Source organism: Kolteria novifilia, assembly GCA_007748055.1.
GTDB classification, from domain to species: Bacteria; Planctomycetota; Planctomycetia; order Kolteriales; family Kolteriaceae; genus Kolteria; species Kolteria novifilia.
Map to the genome: position 1 here is coordinate 961906 of CP036279.1, position 19617 is coordinate 981522.

Genomic DNA, 19617 nt, shown 5'->3' on the forward strand with positions numbered 1-19617 from the left:
CCAGGGTCGTCTCGATCAGCGGTACGTCCCCGACATGGAGCGGAGGAACCGCCAGATCAAGACCGACAAGAGCACGATGAAGCCGATGAGCCCGGCCGTACTGGCGGCGAAGATCACGAAGACGTCCTTGGGGAGTTCGATCAGCGCCCAGTCGACGAGATTGACGACGCCAAAGCGTCCTGCTTGATCTCCAAACGAATAGGGAATCGAGGTTGCGCAGACGACCCAACCGAAGGGGAAGGTGGTGTACCGGGAGGTCTGGCAGACCTCGCCGCGGTCATGGCGAATCGAGTCGATGACATCGGGAGCCTGGTCGAGAATTCTCTCGGCCTGAGCTGGGGTCAGGGCCTTGGCGTTTCTCCAGAAGATCGGTTTGCCCTCGGCCGTGGTGAGGCTCGAGCCTCCCACCGGATGCACGCCGAGGGTGTTGAGCAGCAGCAGCGAAAGATCGATCTCCGCGACGACGTAGCCGAGCGGTCCATCCGGATCGTCGACGCGGCAGATCGCGTGGGTCATGATCGTCGATCCACCCGTTTCGGGGTCGCTCTTTTTCGAGAGAAGGAGTTGTGGAGCGGGTTGTTTCTGGCCGTGCATCCGCTTGACTTGGCCAAGCCAAGGAGTCTCGTAGCCGATGAGTTGATTGCGATGAACTTCCATGACGGAGTCCTCGCGTTGAATGATCCACGGCGCCTCGACAATACCTTTGGCATCGACGGTGGCGAGCACGATCTGATTGAAGGCGAGTTCCGCGTCGAGAAAGCGACTGATCGCGTAGCGAGGGGCGGTCGCCGACGCGTCATCCGACTTGTTCTTTAGCAGTGACTTGACCGACTCGAACGATCCGAGCATCAGCATCTTCTTCTCGAGCGACTCGAGCTGGAGGTTCGTGAGGCGAACCTGTTCCGGCAGTCGTTGCTTCATGAAACTCATCGCCGCCCATGTAACCGAGCGGCCGGCGTCGATCGAGAAGAGAAGGGTCAACAGCGCGCTCGCGACGACCGCGATCGCAATACCCGCCACCGTCGCGCTGAGGGAGGGATTCTTCACGGTGGCCCGCGCCAGGCGCCGAGTGAACGGTTCGCGATAGACCGAGATCTTTTCGTTGCTCATCCATTGCTTTAGGTCGTCGATCAGGGCGTTGGCGCTTTGGTAGCGATCCCTCGTCTCCTTTTGGAGGGCCTTGACGCAAATGGCGTCGAGGCTCTTGGGAGTACGCGGCTCGATCTTCGCGGGGTGGGGGGTGGGGTCGTTGATCGCGGCGGCGATGACTTCCTTGATGGAGAAGACCTTGCCCAGTCCGTTGGGAGGGAGGCCGGTCAGGATGCAAAAAAGGGTGGCGCCCAGCCCGTAGACGTCGGCTCGCTCGTCGATGTTCGGATTGCCTATGGCCTGTTCGGGAGCCATCCAGGCCGGGGAACCAATGCAGCTACCTTGGACCGTTTCGTGAACGCCGAGGTCGTTGCCGATCGAGACGTTCGACGGCACTTCGTCGTCGTCGTCGATGAGCTTGGCAAGTCCCCAATCCAAGAGGTGAGTCTCGCCGAAGTCTCCGACGATGATGTTCATCGGTTTGATATCGCGATGCAGGACGCGTTCGGAGTGGGCGTAGCTGACGGCTTCACAGACTTGAATGAGATTCTGCAAGAGTTCGCGTAGGCGCTGAAACCACTCGTGTTCGTTCAGAGCTCCCGTCTGAAACTGTTTGATCTCTTCCTCAAGCGTTCGGCCCTGGATCCAGCGCATGACGTAATAGGGAGGAGTTCCATCCTCGTGCTCGACGACCCGGTAGATCGGCACGATGTTGGGATGTTCGAGTTGGGCGCCGATCCGGCCTTCCTTGAGGAAGCGGTGTCGCAGGCCGGCATCGTCCGACAACTCCGGACGCATCTGCTTGACCAAGACGGTCCGCCGGGCCGGTTCTTCCTTGGCTTTCCAGATGAGCCCGAGTCCGCCTTGCGCGAACGGCCCGATCGCGGTGAGACGTTGTCCGCCGGGGCCATCGTCGGCGCGCCACGCGAGAAAGGGAAGTTTCCGCCACAGCAAGTGGCGCATGTCGACCGGGAGTTCATCCGTCCAGGGCGCGATCAGCTTGCGCGGTTCCCAATCGACAAGGCGAAGCTCGTCGGCCATCCGTTGGGAGTGCTCGCGGAAGAGTTCCATGCTGAGCAGCCGCTCGTGGGACAACTGCTCGGGAAAAGGGGGATGAGCCTCGCCGTTGGAGAGCATTCGCTTCGCCGCCAAGTCGAGCACCTTCTCGGCATCGATGCCACCCCTTCTTAGAAGATAGAGCAGAAACAGGATCTCGTAGTCATCCATGGAGGCTTCCGTCTACACTCGTCCATCGTCGTCGGACCGGGGGCCGATGGCGACAATCCTACGGAATCGAACCATTCACCGTCCCTGAAACCGATGCGCCACGCAAGGCAATTCGTCGGCGAGACCGTCGCCGGGTTCGTCCCGAAACAAACCTTGCCGTTCGCGCTTCCACGATGAACCCGTCATACCTGATAGCTCGGGCCCGAATGGAGGGAGAGGCTGGATTGCTCGCTGCGACTGCCATCGCTCGAGGTTTCGCTCGTATCCAGCGTCGTCACGGTGGAATCGGTATCCAGTGAGATGTTTCGGTTGACGTTTCTTGAGCCCGTTAGGGTCCAGTTGTTGGCCGTGTACATGTTCTCGAGTCCATAGTTGCGCACGTCGACGCACATGAGACGGTCTCGTCTCCAGATCGAAGCGGATAGGCGAACGTTGAGAAAGGGTCCGACATCGAGACGACCGACGGGGAAACAGATCTCTCCGGAAGCAGCGTGAGCGGCGGTATGGGAGACGGCCGAAGCGACGTTGACCGGCCCCGACGAGACGAATCGTTGCGGAAACTCAAACGTCGAGAATTGGCTTCCCGCTTGATTGAGGATGAGGGGGCCGTGAATGGTCTTGTGGAGATCGCCGCCGACGGTCTGACTCGACGTTCCGGTCACCACGAGTTCATAGTTGCCCGGTGGGGACGTCGTGGCGGGACTCGAGTCCCCTTCATCCGTCGGTTGGGGTGTTGTCGCGACAACGTCCGATTCTGAAGTACTCGCCTCCGCGGGGGATGGATCGCTCGATACGGAACGCCCGACGTGGAGAGTCATGTCGTTTCCCGCGACAATCCGGTGATCGTTCTCCGAGGCCGCTTTGCTATCGCGTTGCCCGTAGAGCGTCGCTCGTTCGCTGCCTAGCTTGGTGTCGACCGTCCACTGACTCGCGTGTTCCGGGCCACCACTCAAGGATCGGTGCCACTGACCTTCTCGGTGCCGAAGCGTGTCGGCGTTCTCCGGCGGCGGTTGGAGGGCGTTGTAGGTGCTTCCCAGCACGATCGGTTGATCGGGATCCCCATCGCGAAAGGCGATCAGGACTTCCTGCCCCTTCCGGGGGATGCTGACCATTCCGTAGCCGGTACCGGCGAGTGGCCGCATGACGCGGATCCAACAGGATTGCGGATCCGAGCGACGATCCCAACGGAAGGTCACTTTCACGCTGGCGTCGTCCGTCGTGGCGATCTCGCGGTCGATGTCGCTGGCGACGATCGCGGTGAGCACCCCCCGGATGCACGGGCGGGGTGTTCGTCGCGGCGTTCGATAAACAAGCTCCTTCGGCAGACCCTCGAAGCGGCACTCGTACGCTTTCGTTTCCCAGTCGTCACGTCCTTTGATCCCGATACGAACGCTTCGCGAGAGACTCGTGACGAAGTACTCGCCCGAGTCGGGACCCGCCTCGGTCAGTTGCAGCAGTCGCCCCACCTCAATCGATGGACAGGGGCTCGTTCCCGAGACGCTGATGGCGGTGGAGGCTTGACGCTGGAGGTGGACGTTCGCGAGGCGATCCCGCTCCTCGGTCATCCCATCGAGACCCGCTCGATCCGCGACTCCCGATGTTGTCGTCGCCGAGAATCGCTGGGCGAGTTCCATCGGCGCCGAGTCGACGCGGTCGTTCAAGACGGGAGGACGCAGTGGAAGTCGTTCGCGACCACATGCGACGTCGGGCGGCAACGTCGACTCCCGACTCAGGGGCAAGTCGGGCGCCTGGTGATGGTGGTCCCAGACGTGACCTCGCCACGGAACGAGCTGACGGCGACGCCGGAACGAGGTGATGCTCGACGGGTTGAACGATCGTTGCAGCGGAAGAGCGGCGCACTCGGGCGGAAGCGTGGCGCGGGCCGAGGTGTCGGCGAACACCAAGACGCACTGGTCATCACCCTGTTCGAAGTAGCAGTAGCGTCCTTCCTCCTCGAGCAGCCGCGAAAGGTAGTTCCAGGGGCTCTCCGCGTAGCGGACGCTGTACCGATGGGGGTGGATCGCCTCGTGGAAGTCGATCCTGATGGGCAGTCCCTCGCACTCCTTGGCGATGATGTTTCGAAGAGTCATCTTCTCGTGGATCTGGTAGCCGCGACGATGGTGAAGCGTTACGTGTGGTGGCACGAGAACCGCCTCGATGAAGGTGTGACGTTCGTCCCGCCCTACCCGTTCCACTTGTGCGATGACTCCATGGAGAAGACGAGCCGGACGTCCCGCGTGCTCAATGCGAACGGTCGCCTGTTGTCCGAGGATCGTTGCGGGGTCGACGGTGACACTTGCCGGCGCGTGGAGTTCGAGGCGGTATTTGAAGAAACGCGAGATCTGTTCCTCACCCGTAATGCCGTGCAGGCGGTATGGAAAGTCCGCGGAGTGGGCCGTCGTGAAGTGGAGTCGCATCTGATCCGCGTAGGCCGTTGACATTTCCATGAAGACACCCTTCGTACCCGTTCACGAATCCAGAGAACGTGACGTTTGTCCGCGGAGATCACCGCGGGATGTTCTAACGCGTGCGTTTCTCGCCTACACGTGGTTGCCCACGCCCATCTGTGATCTCACGACATCGACCTCCGTGGCGAGAATGCCTTCGATGGTTGACGAGAGGTTATTCGTCGTGACAAGGCGGTTGTTCCTTACCCTGTGCAGGATATTATTGAGCGACAATGAGGTGATCGCCCCCTCCATCGACATCACGCCTAGCTCATAGGTGCGAGTGGTCGAATAGTAGCCCATCGCCCCATATCCCCTAAAGCGGATGGGGGTCACGACGGTATCCCACTCGATGGCGCAGACGTAGATCCGAATTCGGAAGACGGAAAAAGTCTGGTGGGAGCCCATGATGCCGGTCCAGCTCGTCCCCGTGATGACAACATTGCTGAACTGCACTTCACAAACGGGACCTTCCACGACCAGGAGCGAGTTGCCTTTGACAAGGAGATCGTAGTCATCATGGTTCGTGGTGGTCTGACTTCCCTCGGTGACTTGGTTCAAGGATCCGGCGACGGTAAGGCTAAAGTTGCCGGTCGTGGATTTCTGGGAGTCGAGGGAAGAGGACGCGGAGGAGTCGGGAACGCTGGCGAGCAGGTCGTTCCGAGCTTCTTGCTCACCACCAACGACGATCCGGAAGTTCCCGCCGGATTGCATGAGCTGATCTTCTTCGGCATTCCACGTCATGTCTTTCTCGGAGTGCAAAAGAAGCTGCTCTTGGTCGACACGGTAGTCGAACAGGAGGCCGCTAGCGTTCTCCAGCGTTCCTCGTTCGGACCGGATACTGATGCCGTCGACATGACTCAGCGTCGACCGTGATTCACGCGGTAGATGGTGGGCGTCCGCGAGTGAGCCGAGAATGATCGGACGATCGGGATCGGCTCCTTCGAAGCCGACGACGACCTCTTGCCCGACCCGCGGGAGCAACAAGGTGCCATGCTGTGGTCCCGCGTTCTTCTGAGTCACTCGCACCCAGCAAGACTCCTCGTCGGCGGCGCTACCCCAGGGAAGCCTGATCTTCACGCAAGCGTCACCCGCGGTCGTGACGATGTCGGGCTCGTGCCCTACCACAGTGGCGGTTTGCACGCCGGGAATGGACGGTCGAGGGGTGGTGGAAGCGGGCCGGAACGGGACGTCGATCGGGATGCACTCGAACTCGCAACGATAGGGCTCGGCTGATCCCATCCCGGCGATGGGGCCCGGGAGACAGATGTTATTGCGAGTGCGCGTGATGAAGTAGGTCCCGGAACTCTCTCCCGCGCCCGTCAGATCGAAGGCCATACCTGGCCGCAGCGCAACGCAATCGCTAACGCCCCACGCGCGGAGCGCGCCGGAGGTCGATTGTTGACGGCGTACACTCCCGCGGCGCGCTGTCGCACGCTCGAGTCCGTCTAGTCCGGAGTCGTCGCGAACGCCGTTGGGATCGAGCAACGAGAATCGCTGGGCGACATGCTCTCGTGTTTCCACGATCGCTTCGCGCATCGGATCATGATCGACTCGCGTCGTTCGGGATCCGAATCGCACCGGCGCGATCGACTCGTCCCAGGCCGTCACCTCCTGATCGATCCGCTGGTGGTGGCGGTCGTGAATCGCCGCTTTCCACGGCAACGATCGTTCCGACTCTCTCCAACGGAGTATGTGGGGGCCCCTACGTTCGGCATCCTCGTTCAAGGGTAGGGCGGCGACGACCGACGCGTTGAGGGAAGTTCCCGAGATGTGGATGATTTCCCGTTCGCCGTCGCTCTGAAAGTAGTAATAGATCCCTTCCTCCTCGAATCGTCGACGAAGATGGGACCAGTCACTCTCCCGATACTGAGCGGCGTAGTCATACGTCGCTCCTTGTTCGCCGAGTTCGATGGCATAGTCGTAGCCCGATAGCGTGGTCGCGATGAGATCGTCGAGGGACGTCTGCCGTGTGATTTTGCTGCGACGACCCATCTCCAGTACCGAACACTTCGGAACAATCGTCAATTCACATCGAGCGAATCGCTGATTGAGATCGTCGGGGAGAGCTACCTTGTCTTCGAGCGATTCCCCATGGTCGATTGCGAAGACAATCCCCTGAACTCGACGTTCCAACTGGTCGACGACGCGAATCGAAAGCTGGACTTCCTCTCCCAGGAGAGCTTCGACTCGATCTCGCTTGTCTCGAGGAGCGACTAGAGTCAACTCGTATATCCACCACTGGGAGACCGCCTCGCTTCCCTTCACCTCGAGAACGGAAAGGTCGTCGAACTCGCCCTGAAGGGGCGATCGGAGCATTCGCAAGTCAACGATGTTCGACGTCATTGTCTGTTCCATTGAAGTTTCCGCACCGTGGTGCTCGTTGGTGTCCGGCGGATTGACGATGGGTCCAAGAGACTCCCACTGAATCGGTCGAGACGGTGTCGCGTCGCTTGCCCTCACGTGGACATCCGCGTCCCGACGCTGTTCGAACATCCGCAAGATAGATACCTCGCGACGGTGTTCTTCGTTCGGACAGCGCTTCGCCCGAGCGCACGCAAACAAAACATCGTCTGAACTCCCACGGCGTCGACCCAACTGATCTTGGAGTCGGTCTCGATGAGGGAGCTTCGCATGGCGAGGTTCGAGTAGTTTCTCTGGTAAAATCCTTTGTTTAACTCCACCGTTACCGCGTGGAGCTGGCCGTCGAAGAGACCCATGTCGACGTCGAAGTGCGAGATCGGCGCCACGAGTCGAACATCGAAGACCCCAGTGGTTCGAGAGAAACTCGGGGCCACGAGGACGGTCGGACTTAGCATGCACCACACCGCCGAGTAAGAATGGCCAGCCAAGTCAATTGCGTTGACGTAGACGTACCCTTTCACGGTGATTTGAACGTCTCCGGCGACGTGCTGCACGACCTTGCCGAAACGGGTCTCCGTCCAGTTGCCGGAACTCGTCTGAGTGAGGTTCCCGCCGGTCGATCCGCCGTCTCCTCCCACGCCGGAGCCATCGGTGTTCCCATCTAGGAGGGCGTAACCGACGCTGATGTCGAGATTGCGCCCCGTCACGATCTGATAGTCGTTCTCGGTAAGGAAGTGGGCGTCGCGTTCGGCGTGGACGGTCACTTCTTCCTGGCCGAGCCGATGGTCGATGGTGAACTTGCTCATGTTCTCGGGACCACCGCCGAGCGAGCGCGACCAATATCCCTGCAAGTGGCGATGCGTCGAGGGAGCTTCCGGTGGTGGGTTCTTCGCGTTGTAGAGGGAGCCGAGGACGACCGGTCGTTCGGGATCGCCCTCTTCGTACATCACGACGACTTCGTGATCCTTGCGTGGAAGGAAGACCTCCCCGTAGCCCGCTCCCGCGAGCGACTGCTTGGTTCGCATCCAGCAAGATTTCTTGCCTTGGTCGCGATCCCAGGGAAAGCGGGCTTTGACGCAAGCCAGGTCGTTGGTGGTCACTTCCTCGCCATGATCGGTCACGACCGTCGCCGTCTCGAGGCTTTCGGCCCACCGCCGCGCGGTCCGTCGCGGGGTGCGATAGCGGACATCCTTCGGGATCGCCTCGAAGCGGCACGTGTAGGGAGTCGCCTCCCAATAGTCGGAGCCGTGAAGGCTGATTCGCACGCCGTGCTCGATACGGGTGATGAAGTAGTCGCCGGAATCGGGGCCCGCGTCACCCAGTGTCAGGATGCGTCCGGGCATCAGCCATGAGTAGTTGCTGGTCCCCTCGGCGCCGAACGCACCCAGCGTTTGCTGCTCGAGACGAACCCGAGCAAGCCGTTCCTTTTCCGGCGTCATGCCGTCGAGGCCGGAGGGATCGTGCTGGCCGTTTCGGTCGATCTTGCGAAAACGGTGGGCGAACGATTCCCATTCGTCGACCTCGCAGTTCGCGAGCAATGGAAGGTCGTAGCGGACCTCCCGGGATCCAAAGGTGATGGGCGAGGACTGTTGCTCGCTCTGGGCGAGGTCGGCGTTGGGGGCTTCGTCGTGGTAGTCGTCGAGATGGTATTTCCATGCGACCATGCTCTGACGCGTGCGCCAGTTGCGCACGTGCGGCTCGACTCCCTGAACACTCGAGGGGAGCTGATCCCGATGCTCGATCGTGGCGGCATGGCGCGAGTCGTCGGCGAAAACGATCGTGCCTCCATCGTCGTGATCGAACGTGAAATAGCAACCCTCCTCCTCGACGAGTCGTGCGAGATGGTTCCAACTGCTTTCGCCGTACTTGACGGTGTAGTCGTGTCGCTGATGGGTTTCGTGGAAATGGACACGATGCGGAACCCCTTGGAGATAGGCCCCGAGGATCCCTTTGAGGTCGCTGTCGCTGACAATGCGATAGCCGACTTGGTGTTGGAGAAGAGAGGCCTTGGGAACGAGGATCGCTTCATAGTAGCGATACATGGGATCGCTGCCGGCTCTGATGAGTTCGGTGAAGATGCCATGAAGGTGTCGCTCGGGTTGCTGGTCGACGCGGAGCGAGACGGTCACGTCTCGGCCGAGCAGGTCGGAGAAGGATAGGTCCCGGCCGATGGGCGTATGCAGAAAGAGTCGGTACTGAAAGAGTTCGGAGACCGCCTCGATTCCCTCGAAGCCGTGGATCTCCGGGCCGAGTTCGTCCAGCGGCGTCTTCAGGGAAAGATGGACGTTGATCGTTTCGTCCACGGTAGTGTTCTCCAGCGACTATTCGGCGGGGGCTCCGTGGGAACCGAGAAGTCGACCCGGTTGGATCCTATCTTGCGACCTTCCCTCCGGAAGTCACGCTCGTGTCGAGCGGTTGGCCGTTCGCTCATACTACGTCAAACGTGGCTAGAATGACGGTGAAGATACGATCTCAACTCGGGGATAGCTGATGGTGAGTTAGCGCAAGAGCGTCCACGGAAACGCGCCGCAAGAGTTCGAGGTCCGTTGAGGGGATTCGTCGTAGGGATTGGCAAGGCGGTTTTACTCGCGGCTTTTCTCTTCCCGAGAAAGGTTTCCATATATCTCAAGCACCTACGTCGTAGAAGGTAGCGTTGTCACTGTCTGGAGGATCGAGTGGGCAACCAATCGTTCGACAGTCGATGGACGATCGAGCCTCTCGCGGCGATCACGAACGGTTGCTCGCCTCCTTTCACGCTCGGTCCAACGCGAAACTCATTGGGGAGGGCCTAACCCATGTCGATGTACGCATTCACCGGAACGGAAACGATGGGAGCGGTGGGACCCGGGGTCGTGATGTCGGAACAGCCCATCGTTACTTACTGTGGGTTGCCGTTCGCCACCCAGGGGATGGCGCAAGACATGACCGTGATGGGGCCCGGCGTCTACACTGTCGGCGATCCCATGACTTGCGTCATGGGGATGGGCATGGTCTTCCTTGGGCTTCCCAGCACGATGGGCAATATCGTTGGTCCCAGTGGCGCGGACTACATGTTCGGCTGATGGCCTTTGGGGAACTCAAGACGTCTCGGGGTCGATGAACGATGCAGCAAGATGGCTACAAACCGGCAGTCGAGGACCTTCGGCCGGCGCACGAGGTGCTTACGCGGGAATTCACCAAGCTCAGCAAGCCCGCCAAGGCCCTCGTCAAGCCCGAGTACAGTTGTGGGGAGTACCTCCGGGAGCTACTGCGTACCCACCTCTTGGAGGATGGCATCGAGTTCATCGGGCATGCCCTGCCTCTTCGCCATGCCGTGTGGTGGGGTTGCTGCTGTCTCGCGACGGTGACTCCGCCCAAGGCGATGACCGACAAGGATCGCCAAGCCTTCGGCGCCTCCTACCGCTGGGTGGTCGAACCGACGGACCGGCACCGCGCCTACGCCGAGAGCATCTCTCGAGTTGTCCTCGAGGTGACGCCTCCGCTCCTCCTGGCCCGCGCGACCGGCTACCCAAAGTTCAAACTTCCCGACCCCATCAAGGCGCTTAAACGCAACTTCAACAAGGAAGGGGTCATCACGGCCGTCAATGTCGCGACGGTCGACGCGGAGGAGATCGACGAGATTCGCCGCAAGTTCATCGAGGTCGGACTTGCCGTCTCTCGCAACAAGATCGTCTGGCGCAACCCCGGCCAGAACCCGATTCCCCAGTAACGCTGGATCCAAGACAAACACCTTTGTTCGGAGCCGTTCGCGATGGATTCCGTTGAGTCGTACGCCCAGTTCGTCGAGAACATGGAGAAGAACAAGCTCGCTCTCGCCCGCATGCTCGATCCCGCCCGCCTGGCGAAGGTGACCGAGCAACTTGACAACATGCACGAGCAACTCCTCAATGGGCTGGTGCAGACGGAAGTGCCGGATCTCGATCCCGCCGTGCTGGAGAAACTTCAAGCGGAAGAGCGAGGTCAGGAAGTCCTCGACAACATGGACAAGATGCGCGAGGTCATCAAGCTCGCCAAGGAAGGGAAGCTTCCCAAGGACATTCTCCAGGCCAGGAACCTTCCGTGGGTCGAGTCGCATGAGTGGGAGCTGTTCGGACTGGAACCGGTTGGGGCATCCCCCGAGCCGGCGTCGCGCGTGGACTTCCTCGAGTTCGAGGAGTGGGCCCACTCGCACTTGGTTTCCGTGGAGGAGATCAATCGCGAATTGGGCCCTCCGCAAGCCGCCCCGCCACCTGAGCAAAGTGCCGAGAAACCAGCCTGGGCCACCAGTGGTTTGGGAGCTCATTCTTCGTCGGTGACTCCACCCTCGACACCTCCGGCCGCGAAAGGTGAGGAGGGAGCCGGGCAGGAAGGCGCCGACTCGTTCTCCCGCTGGGTCGACGACGGTAGCGCTGGGAAACCGGAGTCGGCCGACGAGCCGAAAAAGGATGTGGGTTCCGGCGAACGATCGTTCCTCGGCTGGATTTCCTCGATTCTCGGACGCTAGTTGCTCGTCAATGCAACCGTTGCCGGCGCGTGTTCGCGGAATCCTTCCGACCGATGAATGTCGCCACCGCATCAAGATGGTAGCCTGCTCGTCGTAACGTTCTCGCAACCACGATCCACGAATCCCAACAGACGAGATCCATGACAAGTTCCATCCTTTCTTTCTCGATTTTGGCGATCGCCACTACCTTTCAGGCATCCGAACCTGCCGCGGTGTCGGCGCAGGTTTGCGTCGTCGGTGGCTCGCCGTCGGGGATCGCCGCCGCGATCGCGGCCAAGAGGGCGGGTGCCGAGCGGGTGGTGTTGGTCGAAGAGCTCGGGCACGTGGGCGGGCGAATGTCGGAGACGCTCGGGTTTGGCGAGCAGAACCGAATGAAACCCGCGTCGCTCGGCGGGCTTTGGAACGAGCTGCAATCGCGCGTGGCGGCTCGCTACGGCAAGCGGGTCTCGACGCCCGAACCGCACGTCATCGAGAAGGTCTTCGACGACTGGCTCGTGGAGGAAGGAGTTCATGTGATCAAATCCTTTCCACTACGGGAGGTGACCAAGAAGGGCTCTCGAATCACCCATATCACGTCGAGTGGTGGTCGCTTGGTGGAGGCGGATGTCTTCGTCGATGCCACCTACACCGGCGATCTCTTGGCGAAGTCCGGACTGACGACGACCATCGGTAGGGAAGCCCGTTCGACCTACGGCGAATCATTGGCGGGTGTGGTCCTCGCGTTGGAGAATCCTCCGGGTAAGGTGGTCGAGGATATTCATCGAAGTCCGGTCAGTGGGTTCGCGGAGGATGGATCAACGCTGTTGCCCCACATCTCGGGGCTGACGACCGCGGTCACGCCGGGAGCGGGCGACGATCATTTGCAGTGCTTTAACATGTACGCCTGCTTCACCAACGACACGTCGAACCGGGTCGATCTCACCAAGCCGGATGACTACCACGACCGCGAGTTCGAGCTTCTCCGACGGGAGATCAAGCGATTGGGCCGCGTCCCATTCGGCATCGGAGGAGGAGTTCCCCATGGCAAGGCGAAGATCAACGACGGCGTTCCGTTGCTGCTCCATTGGGGGCTCGTGGGCGGCGGCGACGGCTATGCGCAAGCTTCGGCTGAGGAGAGGCGAACTATTTGGAAGGCGCACCGGGACTACACGCGGCGGCTCCTCTGGTTCTTGCAGCACGATCCCGCGGTCCCTGAGAAACAGCGTGCTCGATTCCGCGCTTGGGGCCTACCACGCGACGAGTTTGTCGAGAACGGACATTGGCCTTGGGACGTCTATATCCGGGAGGGTCGCCGGTTGGTGGGTGACTTTATCATGACACAGGCGGACCTGTTCGAGCAAACCCGCAAGAGCGATGCGATCGCCCTTGGATCCTTTCCGGTCGACTCGCACGTCGTTCAGCGGCTGGCCTCACCCGATGGCAAGGAGGTGATCAACGAGGGGGGCTACTTGGTCGAGCCACCTCTCTATCAGATTCCCTACCGGGCCCTCTTGCCGAAGAGAAGCGAGTGCGAAAATCTGTTGGCGCCGGTCTGCATGAGCACCTCCCGCGTCGCGTTTAACTCCCTGCGCGTGGAGCCGACCTGGATGCTGACCGGCCAAGCCGCCGGAACGGCCGCCGCCATCGCCGCCCACGACTCGATCGTCGTGCACGAGGTTCCCGTGACCCGCATGCAGGGAAAGCTCCGGTCCGAAGGCATCACTCTGGGCCCTCGCTAGCAGACCGTGGAACCTTCACGCGAAGGCGGATTCCAAGGGAGCACGGCACGCTCTTTCGGTTGAGGCGATGTCCACGCATGGCGTGGGCATGCGTGAGCCGTCGGCAATGGCATGCCCACCCTCGACTCCCGCTGGCAATGCATTGCCCTTGAAGGACTCGAGTCAGTCAGCTTGTTCGCGGGCGTGTTCTTTGGGGACCCAGTTCGACGCCACGAGATAGAGGATCACTCCGTCGGTTTGGGTGGCTTATAGCCGAACTTCGCCTCATATTGAGCGGCGAACTTCGCCTCGAGTTCGGGATTGCACGTGAAGCACTGGGAGTCGGGAAGGCTGTGCTCCTCGCACCAGTCGCCCTTTTTCTGGAACGCGGCGGCAAGCTGCGGACTGCACCGGGTGCAGACCTCCTCGGGAACGCCGTGTTCGACACACCACCAACCACCCTGACTATGTTCGCTTTCGCCGTGGGCATGATCGTGTTCATGCGCATGTTGGTGCTCTTCGGCTTCTCCGGCGGCCGAGCCTGTCGATTCGGTCGTCGAACCGCCGCAGCCGACGAACATCACGCTCGCCATGCCTGTCACTCCCAACGCGATCATTCGCTGCCAACTTGTCATGGACGTATTCCTTTCAAGGACTCTTGGAAACAAACGTTGGCGCAGCCGACGCGGGCACGCGCCGCGTCTGGTCCCCGCCTGGCTCAACAGGTTGTCGGTTCGCTTCTCCGACGCGTCGGTCGTCTCCTCCGCGACTAGGGAGATTGAAGACGACATAAAGCACTCGCAGCACCAGGAGGCTCATGATCATCGCGCTGCAGACGCCACCGATGACGACGGTCGCGAGGGGACGCTGCACCTCGGCCCCCATGCCGGTGCTGAATGCCATCGGCACAAATCCCAGACTGGCCACCAGCGTTGTCATCAGGATCGGACGGAGCCGTGTCATCGCCGCCTCCTCGACGGCGTCGTCAAGGGAACGGCCTTCGCGTCGCAACTGCCGGATGGTCGAGACGAGTAGCATGTCGTCGAGCACCGCCACCCCCGAGAGGGCGATGAAGCCGATCGCCGCCGAGATGGAGAAGGGCATGTCACGCATCCAGAGCGCGACGATTCCTCCCACCCAAGCGAAGGGAACGCTCGTGAAAACACGCAGCGAGTCGACCACATTGTGGTAGGTCATGTAGAGTAACGCGAAGATCAACGCGAGGGCGACCGGCACGACGATCGCCAGCCGAGCCCTCGCACGTTGCAGGTGTTCGAACTGGCCACCCCACTCGATGTGGTAGCGTCCGGGGGGAAGGGCGACGCGGGAGGCGACCTCGCGCCGCGCCTCGGCGACAAAACTACCCATGTCCCGTCCGCGAACGTTCGCCTCGATCGTGATCCGACGCTGATACCATTCCCGCTTGATGGTGTTCGGCCCTTCGACGACGTCGACGTCGGCGAGTCGCGCGAGCGGAATTCGTTGACCGGACGGAGTGGCGACGAGGACCGACTTGATCGCGTCGGGGTTGGCGCGGGCGCGTTCGGGCAGTCGGACGATCAAAGGGAACCGCAATTGTCCTTCGTAGACGTCGCCGACGTGCTTGCTGCCGAGTGACTCGACCAGGTCGAGCACGGACTTGGCGGGAATGCCGTAGCGGGCAATCTCGTCTTGTTTGACGTGGATCTGAAGAACCGGTTGGCCGGTGACTTGCTCGATCTTGACATCGACCGCTCCATCGATCGACTTGAGGACGCGCTCGATTTCCTTCGCCTTGCCGACCATCAGGTCGAGGTCGTCGCCGTAGAGAATCGCCGCCACGTCCGAACGAACGCCCGAGATCATTTCGTTCATCCGCATCTCGATTGGTTGGGTCATCGCGAGCCGTGGTCCGGGTAGGTCACGTAGCTCCTCCTGGATCAGTGCGGTGAGTACTTCCTGGGTAGCCGCGCGCGTCCATCGCGAGCGTGGACGAAGCGTGATGAAGAGGTCGGTCAACTCCGTGCCCATCGGGTCGGTGGCGACCTCCGCGGTCCCGATCCGACTCCAGACCTGGGCGATCTCATCGGGGAACTTCTCGAGCAGGACCCGCTCCATTTGCGTGTTGTAGCGCGTCGACTCGTCGAGATCGGTGCCGGCCAGGCGGACGACGTTGATGACGATCGCCCCTTCCGAGAGACGAGGGACGAACTCGGTCCCCAGGCTCGGAGCGATCATGCCGAAGGCGACGAGCATCACGGTCGCGGCGAAGCCGATGACGGCGAGCTTGTGATGCATCGTGAAGCGGAGGATGGGGGCGTAGAGTCGTTTGAGCCCGCGAACGAGCATCGGCTCGCGCTCGTTCAACCGCCTGGGCAAGAGAAGACTCGCGAGCACCGGCATGAGTGTCAGCGACAGGATCATCGAACCCGCCAAAGCCAACATCACTGTCAACGCCATCGGGCGGAAGAGCTTCCCCTCGACTCCCTCGAGGGTCAGGATTGGCAGGTAGACGATCATGATGATCAGTTCGCCGAACATCGTCGGCTTACGAACCTCGATCGCCGCTTCACGGATCACTTCCAAGCGGCTGCGTTGTTGCTCGCCATGCGCGAGATGCCGGACGCAGTTCTCGACCATGACGACGGAACTGTCGACGACGAGACCGAAGTCGACGGCGCCGAGACTCAGCAGACTCGCCGCGATGCCGATCTGCCACATGCCGGCGAACGCGAAGAGCATCGACAGCGGAATGGCGAGCGCGACGATGAGGCCCGCGCGGAGGTTGCCGAGAAAGATGAACAGGACCGCGATGACCAGCAGGCCCCCCTCAAAGAGGTTCTTTCGCACCGTGTCGATGACGTGATCGACCAGTTCCGTCCGATCGTAGACCGTCTTGATCGCGACGCCGGGCGGCAAGGTGTCCCTGATCTTGTCGAGCCTGTTCTTGAGTGCCCAGGTCACGTCGTGGCTATTCTCGCCCATGAGCATGAAACCGAGGCCGAGGACCGCTTCCCCTTGCCCATTGGCGGTCACCGCTCCGCGCCGGATTTCGTGACCGATCTGGACCTCGGCGACGTCGCGAATCCGAATCGGCACGCCGTCGCGGGCATCGATGACGATGTTCTCGATCTGTTCGAGGGTGGTGGTTCGAGCGACGCCATGGACGAGAAGCAATCGGCTGCCGTCGGTGATCGTTCCCCCACCGACGTTTTGGTTGTTTCGCCGCGCGGCGTTGGCGACCTCGGCGAAGGTGAGCTCGTGCTTGATGAGCCGATCGGGGTCGAGCCGAATTTGAAACTGTTTCTCGTAGCCACCCCAACTGTTGATCTCCGCGACGCCTGGCACGGAACGCAGTTGGGGTTTGACGATCCAGTCGTGAGTGGTGCGCAGATCGGTCAATTGCTTGACGCGTTGCGCGTCGGAGAGGTTGGTGACGTCGACGCCATCGGGAACGAGGACATAGTGAAAGACCTCTCCGAGCCCCGTCGAGACCGGCCCCATTTGCGGGCGCTCGATTTCCTCGGGCAGGGAGACGGTGCTCAGCCGCTCGCTGATGAGCTGCCGCGCGAAGTAGATGTCGGTCGCGTCCTCGAAGATGACCACGACCTGCGACAGTCCGAACTTGGAGATCGATCGCAAGTCGACCAACCCCGGCAGGCCGCTGATCGCCTGTTCGACGGGAAAGGTGATCTGACGCTCCACCTCCTCGGGGGATAGTGAGGGGGCGATGGTGTTGATCTGAACCTGGATCGGGGTCGTGTCGGGGAAGGCATCGACGTTCAGCCCTCGCAGCGCGTAGAATCCGATCGCGATCATCACCAGCGTCGCCAGGATGACCACCGCGCGATGGCGCAGAGATAGATCGATGAGTCGACTGAGCACCGCGGTCTCCTACTCGTCCACGCAACAACCTTCGCCGAGGTTGTTCTTGAGGAGTTGGGCTCGGAGCACATCGCTACCACTGGTCGCCACGACTTCGCCGGGCAGAAGTCCCGCGATGACCTCGGTGGAGTTACCGTTGGTCGCCCCTAGCCGGACCGTCCGCACGTGGAAGACTTTCGGACTACTCGGGCTGTCGAAGTAACCCCTGTCGCGTACGAAGACGACTTGGCAACAGCCTTCCCAATGGATGGCATTGTTGGGAACGACAATGGCTTCCTCCTCCTCGCGCAGGATGATTTGGCCCGACCCGAAGGTCTCGTCGCGAAGTGTTCCCTTCGTGTTGTCCAGTTCCGCGCGGACCTTGAGCATGCGGGTCTGGGGATCGACCGCGGTGCTGATCCAATCGAGCGTTCCGGTCACTTCCTCGCGACTTCCGCCGGGCCGGAAACGAACCGTCTGTCCCGGTGACAGCTTCGTGGCGTGTTCCATCGGCACGTTGACGACCAGCCACATCCGGTTGGTGTCGGCGACGCGGAATAGGACGTGCGAGGAGTCGACGACTTCGCCGGTGACGACACGTCGATCGACGATGACTCCGTCCATCGGGGAACGGATAGGGAGGAGATTGGCCGTCATCACGTCCTGGCCGAGACGTTTCTGGGTCTCCTTCGAGATTCCGAGGAAGCGAAGGTCGTCCATCACCTCCTGTTCGGAGAGCCCTCGCAAACGTTCGGCATCGGCGGGAAGTCCGAGATTGACTAGCGCTTGTTCGGCACTGAGGACGACCGCCGTCGCTTTCGCGAGCGCCGCTTCAGCTTCAAGAATCTGGCGATCGGCGATCGCTTCGCGCGCCGCCTTCAGTCGTTCGACATGCCGGTGTTGGAGCTTCTCGTCGACAAGCGCTTGCACCAACCGGCTCTTCGTCTTGCCGACCTCGACACCATCGACCAACGCCAGCAGTTCCCCCTTCTGGACCGAATCGCCGATCGATTTCTCGACCCGCCAGACCGAACCGGGAACCGGCGAGGAGAGCTTCGCCAGCATTGTCGGGTCGTAGACGATCTCGCCGTTGCCCGCAACCGACTCGACGATCGGGCCGCGTTCGACGAGTTCGACATCAACTCCCGCTTGTTGGACCGTTTCAATGGAGGCAAACTGGATTCGGCTCAGGTACGTTGTGCACGCGGCGTTGTTCCGCTTGCGATGCGACCACGCCAGGGCGCGAGCGGCCCGGTCGAGATCGGCTTGGGTCACGGGATCGCCCGACTTGCGCTGAGCCACCTCCGGATGATCGAGCGGGCAGTTGTGAACGCCATGGGTGGCGCACCATCCATGATCGGGGCCGCGCTGGAAGAGCCCGACGCGACAGGCCACACATTGCGACTCGGCGACGCCGTGCTCTTCGCACCAGTCGTCTGGTTCGGTGGTGGACGTTCCCAAGAGGGTCGAAAACTTCGGCATCGACCAGCCGGTACGGTGGCCGAGGTAGCCAACCGCTCCAAGGCATGCCAAAACGACGACGGTCGGCAGGCTGTCAAGAAGCCACTCCCCCAAGGAGTGACGCCCGCTCGACAATGGGGGGCACGCGGAACCGTTGACGTCGTCACGCCGGAGCGACGGATTGCTCGCGGGATGTTCCAAAAGTTCTTGGCTCATCGGAATCACCTGATGACAAGAGAAGACAAGGTGACGTACTTTCTCCCCATGCCAACGCATGTGAGGAGACGGTAGCCTGTTGGAGGACGCCGAACCCGAAAGCCAGCGCATAGACGCACTAGGTCCTTCGGCGAAGCGGAGCGATGAGGAGAGGGTTCAAAAGAGGAGTGAGGAGAAGGCTAGGCGCATGGAGATCCCCGAGAAGTGGTCGGGGCGCATCGAGCATCGGTCAACGGCTGCGGGACGCGGTACGGCCGTCGTTGAGAGGACTTCCCGGAGGACAACGCCGTCGAGAAGATGCGGGAACTGATCCAACGTCAGAGCAAAACGCTTCACGGAGGTTTTGCCGATCATCTGGCAAACGCAGTCGTGATCGTCTTGATCGTTGTCGGGAGAGACCGGCGCTTTGCTCGATGGTTGGTCAGAAGAATTGCAGGTGCCTCGCTGGGCCAACCCGGCATGACAGCAACCGCAGCATGACGAGACGGTCTCTTCCTCTTCCGCCGCCACGTTCGCCTGGGTGCAGACGAAGGGGCAGGAAAGGATGCCGAGCACCGACATCAACGTCATTAGGCGGTAACAAAACGCCATCAAGAGGCCCTGCTTGGTCGAATACGATCTCTTTCCCTAGGCTATTCGACTCGACCGATGATGACAATCGGAGTTTGGACGATCGAGCCGAACTTGGCCACATCGGGGTGGGGTTTGTTTGGAATGTCTTGGACCATGTCCCAAGCCGATTGCCGGCTCAGTCGATCAGGTTCTCGTGTTCTCGCCCTTCGGCGAAACG

The 19617-nt window shown here is 61.2% G+C and carries 12 protein-coding genes; 4 read left to right on the forward strand and 8 right to left on the reverse strand.

Annotation, left to right across the window (positions count from 1 at the left end):
- Positions 1 to 15: 15 nt before the first annotated feature.
- The 4 genes from Pan216_RS03590 to Pan216_RS03605 form a co-directional block, all read right to left on the reverse strand.
- Complete coding sequence (locus Pan216_RS03590) at positions 16 to 2316, reverse strand: serine/threonine protein kinase (protein ID WP_145254929.1); 2301 nt, start codon at positions 2314 to 2316, stop codon at positions 16 to 18.
- A 182-nt stretch (positions 2317 to 2498) separates the two neighbouring features.
- Positions 2499 to 4763 carry a type VI secretion system Vgr family protein gene (locus Pan216_RS03595; protein ID WP_145254932.1) on the reverse strand — a complete coding sequence of 755 codons (2265 nt, stop codon included), beginning with the start codon at positions 4761 to 4763 and terminating at the stop codon, positions 2499 to 2501.
- Positions 4764 to 4856: 93 nt separating this feature from the next.
- Positions 4857 to 7109 carry a type VI secretion system Vgr family protein gene (locus Pan216_RS03600; protein WP_419193216.1) on the reverse strand — a complete coding sequence of 751 codons (2253 nt, stop codon included), beginning with the start codon at positions 7107 to 7109 and terminating at the stop codon, positions 4857 to 4859.
- 113 nt (positions 7110 to 7222) lie between these two features.
- On the reverse strand, positions 7223 to 9430 hold the full coding sequence (locus Pan216_RS03605) for a type VI secretion system Vgr family protein (RefSeq protein ID WP_419193217.1): 2208 nt from the start codon (positions 9428 to 9430) through the stop codon (positions 7223 to 7225).
- 492 nt (positions 9431 to 9922) lie between these two features.
- On the opposite strand from Pan216_RS03605, the gene Pan216_RS03610 reads away from it, so the two are divergent.
- The 4 genes from Pan216_RS03610 (at position 9923) to Pan216_RS03625 (ending at position 13328) form a co-directional block, all read left to right on the forward strand.
- Complete coding sequence (locus tag Pan216_RS03610; RefSeq protein WP_145254941.1) at positions 9923 to 10189, forward strand: hypothetical protein; 267 nt, start codon at positions 9923 to 9925, stop codon at positions 10187 to 10189.
- Positions 10190 to 10230: 41 nt separating this feature from the next.
- A complete protein-coding gene (locus Pan216_RS03615) occupies positions 10231 to 10836 on the forward strand; it encodes a DUF6931 family protein (RefSeq protein WP_145254944.1) in 606 nt (201 codons plus the stop codon).
- 42 nt (positions 10837 to 10878) lie between these two features.
- Positions 10879 to 11610 (forward strand): hypothetical protein, encoded by a 732-nt coding sequence (locus Pan216_RS03620; protein WP_145254947.1) that lies wholly within the window; start codon positions 10879 to 10881, stop codon positions 11608 to 11610.
- 140 nt (positions 11611 to 11750) lie between these two features.
- Entirely contained in the window at positions 11751 to 13328 is a 1578-nt protein-coding gene (locus Pan216_RS03625) for an FAD-dependent oxidoreductase (RefSeq protein ID WP_145254949.1), read from the forward strand.
- Between the two features lie 224 nt (positions 13329 to 13552).
- Here Pan216_RS03625 and Pan216_RS03630 read toward each other — a convergent pair whose 3' ends face one another.
- The 4 genes from Pan216_RS03630 to Pan216_RS03645 form a co-directional block, all read right to left on the reverse strand.
- On the reverse strand, positions 13553 to 13942 hold the full coding sequence (locus Pan216_RS03630; protein WP_145254951.1) for an RND transporter: 390 nt from the start codon (positions 13940 to 13942) through the stop codon (positions 13553 to 13555).
- 13 nt (positions 13943 to 13955) lie between these two features.
- The gene (locus tag Pan216_RS03635; RefSeq protein WP_145254954.1) at positions 13956 to 17171 is read right to left on the reverse strand and encodes an efflux RND transporter permease subunit; all 3216 of its coding nucleotides are present in this window, start codon (positions 17169 to 17171) and stop codon (positions 13956 to 13958) included.
- A 9-nt stretch (positions 17172 to 17180) separates the two neighbouring features.
- The gene (locus Pan216_RS03640; RefSeq protein WP_145254957.1) at positions 17181 to 18827 is read right to left on the reverse strand and encodes an efflux RND transporter periplasmic adaptor subunit; all 1647 of its coding nucleotides are present in this window, start codon (positions 18825 to 18827) and stop codon (positions 17181 to 17183) included.
- Between the two features lie 156 nt (positions 18828 to 18983).
- Complete coding sequence (locus Pan216_RS03645) at positions 18984 to 19418, reverse strand: hypothetical protein (protein ID WP_145254960.1); 435 nt, start codon at positions 19416 to 19418, stop codon at positions 18984 to 18986.
- Between the last annotated feature and the right edge of the window lie 199 nt (positions 19419 to 19617).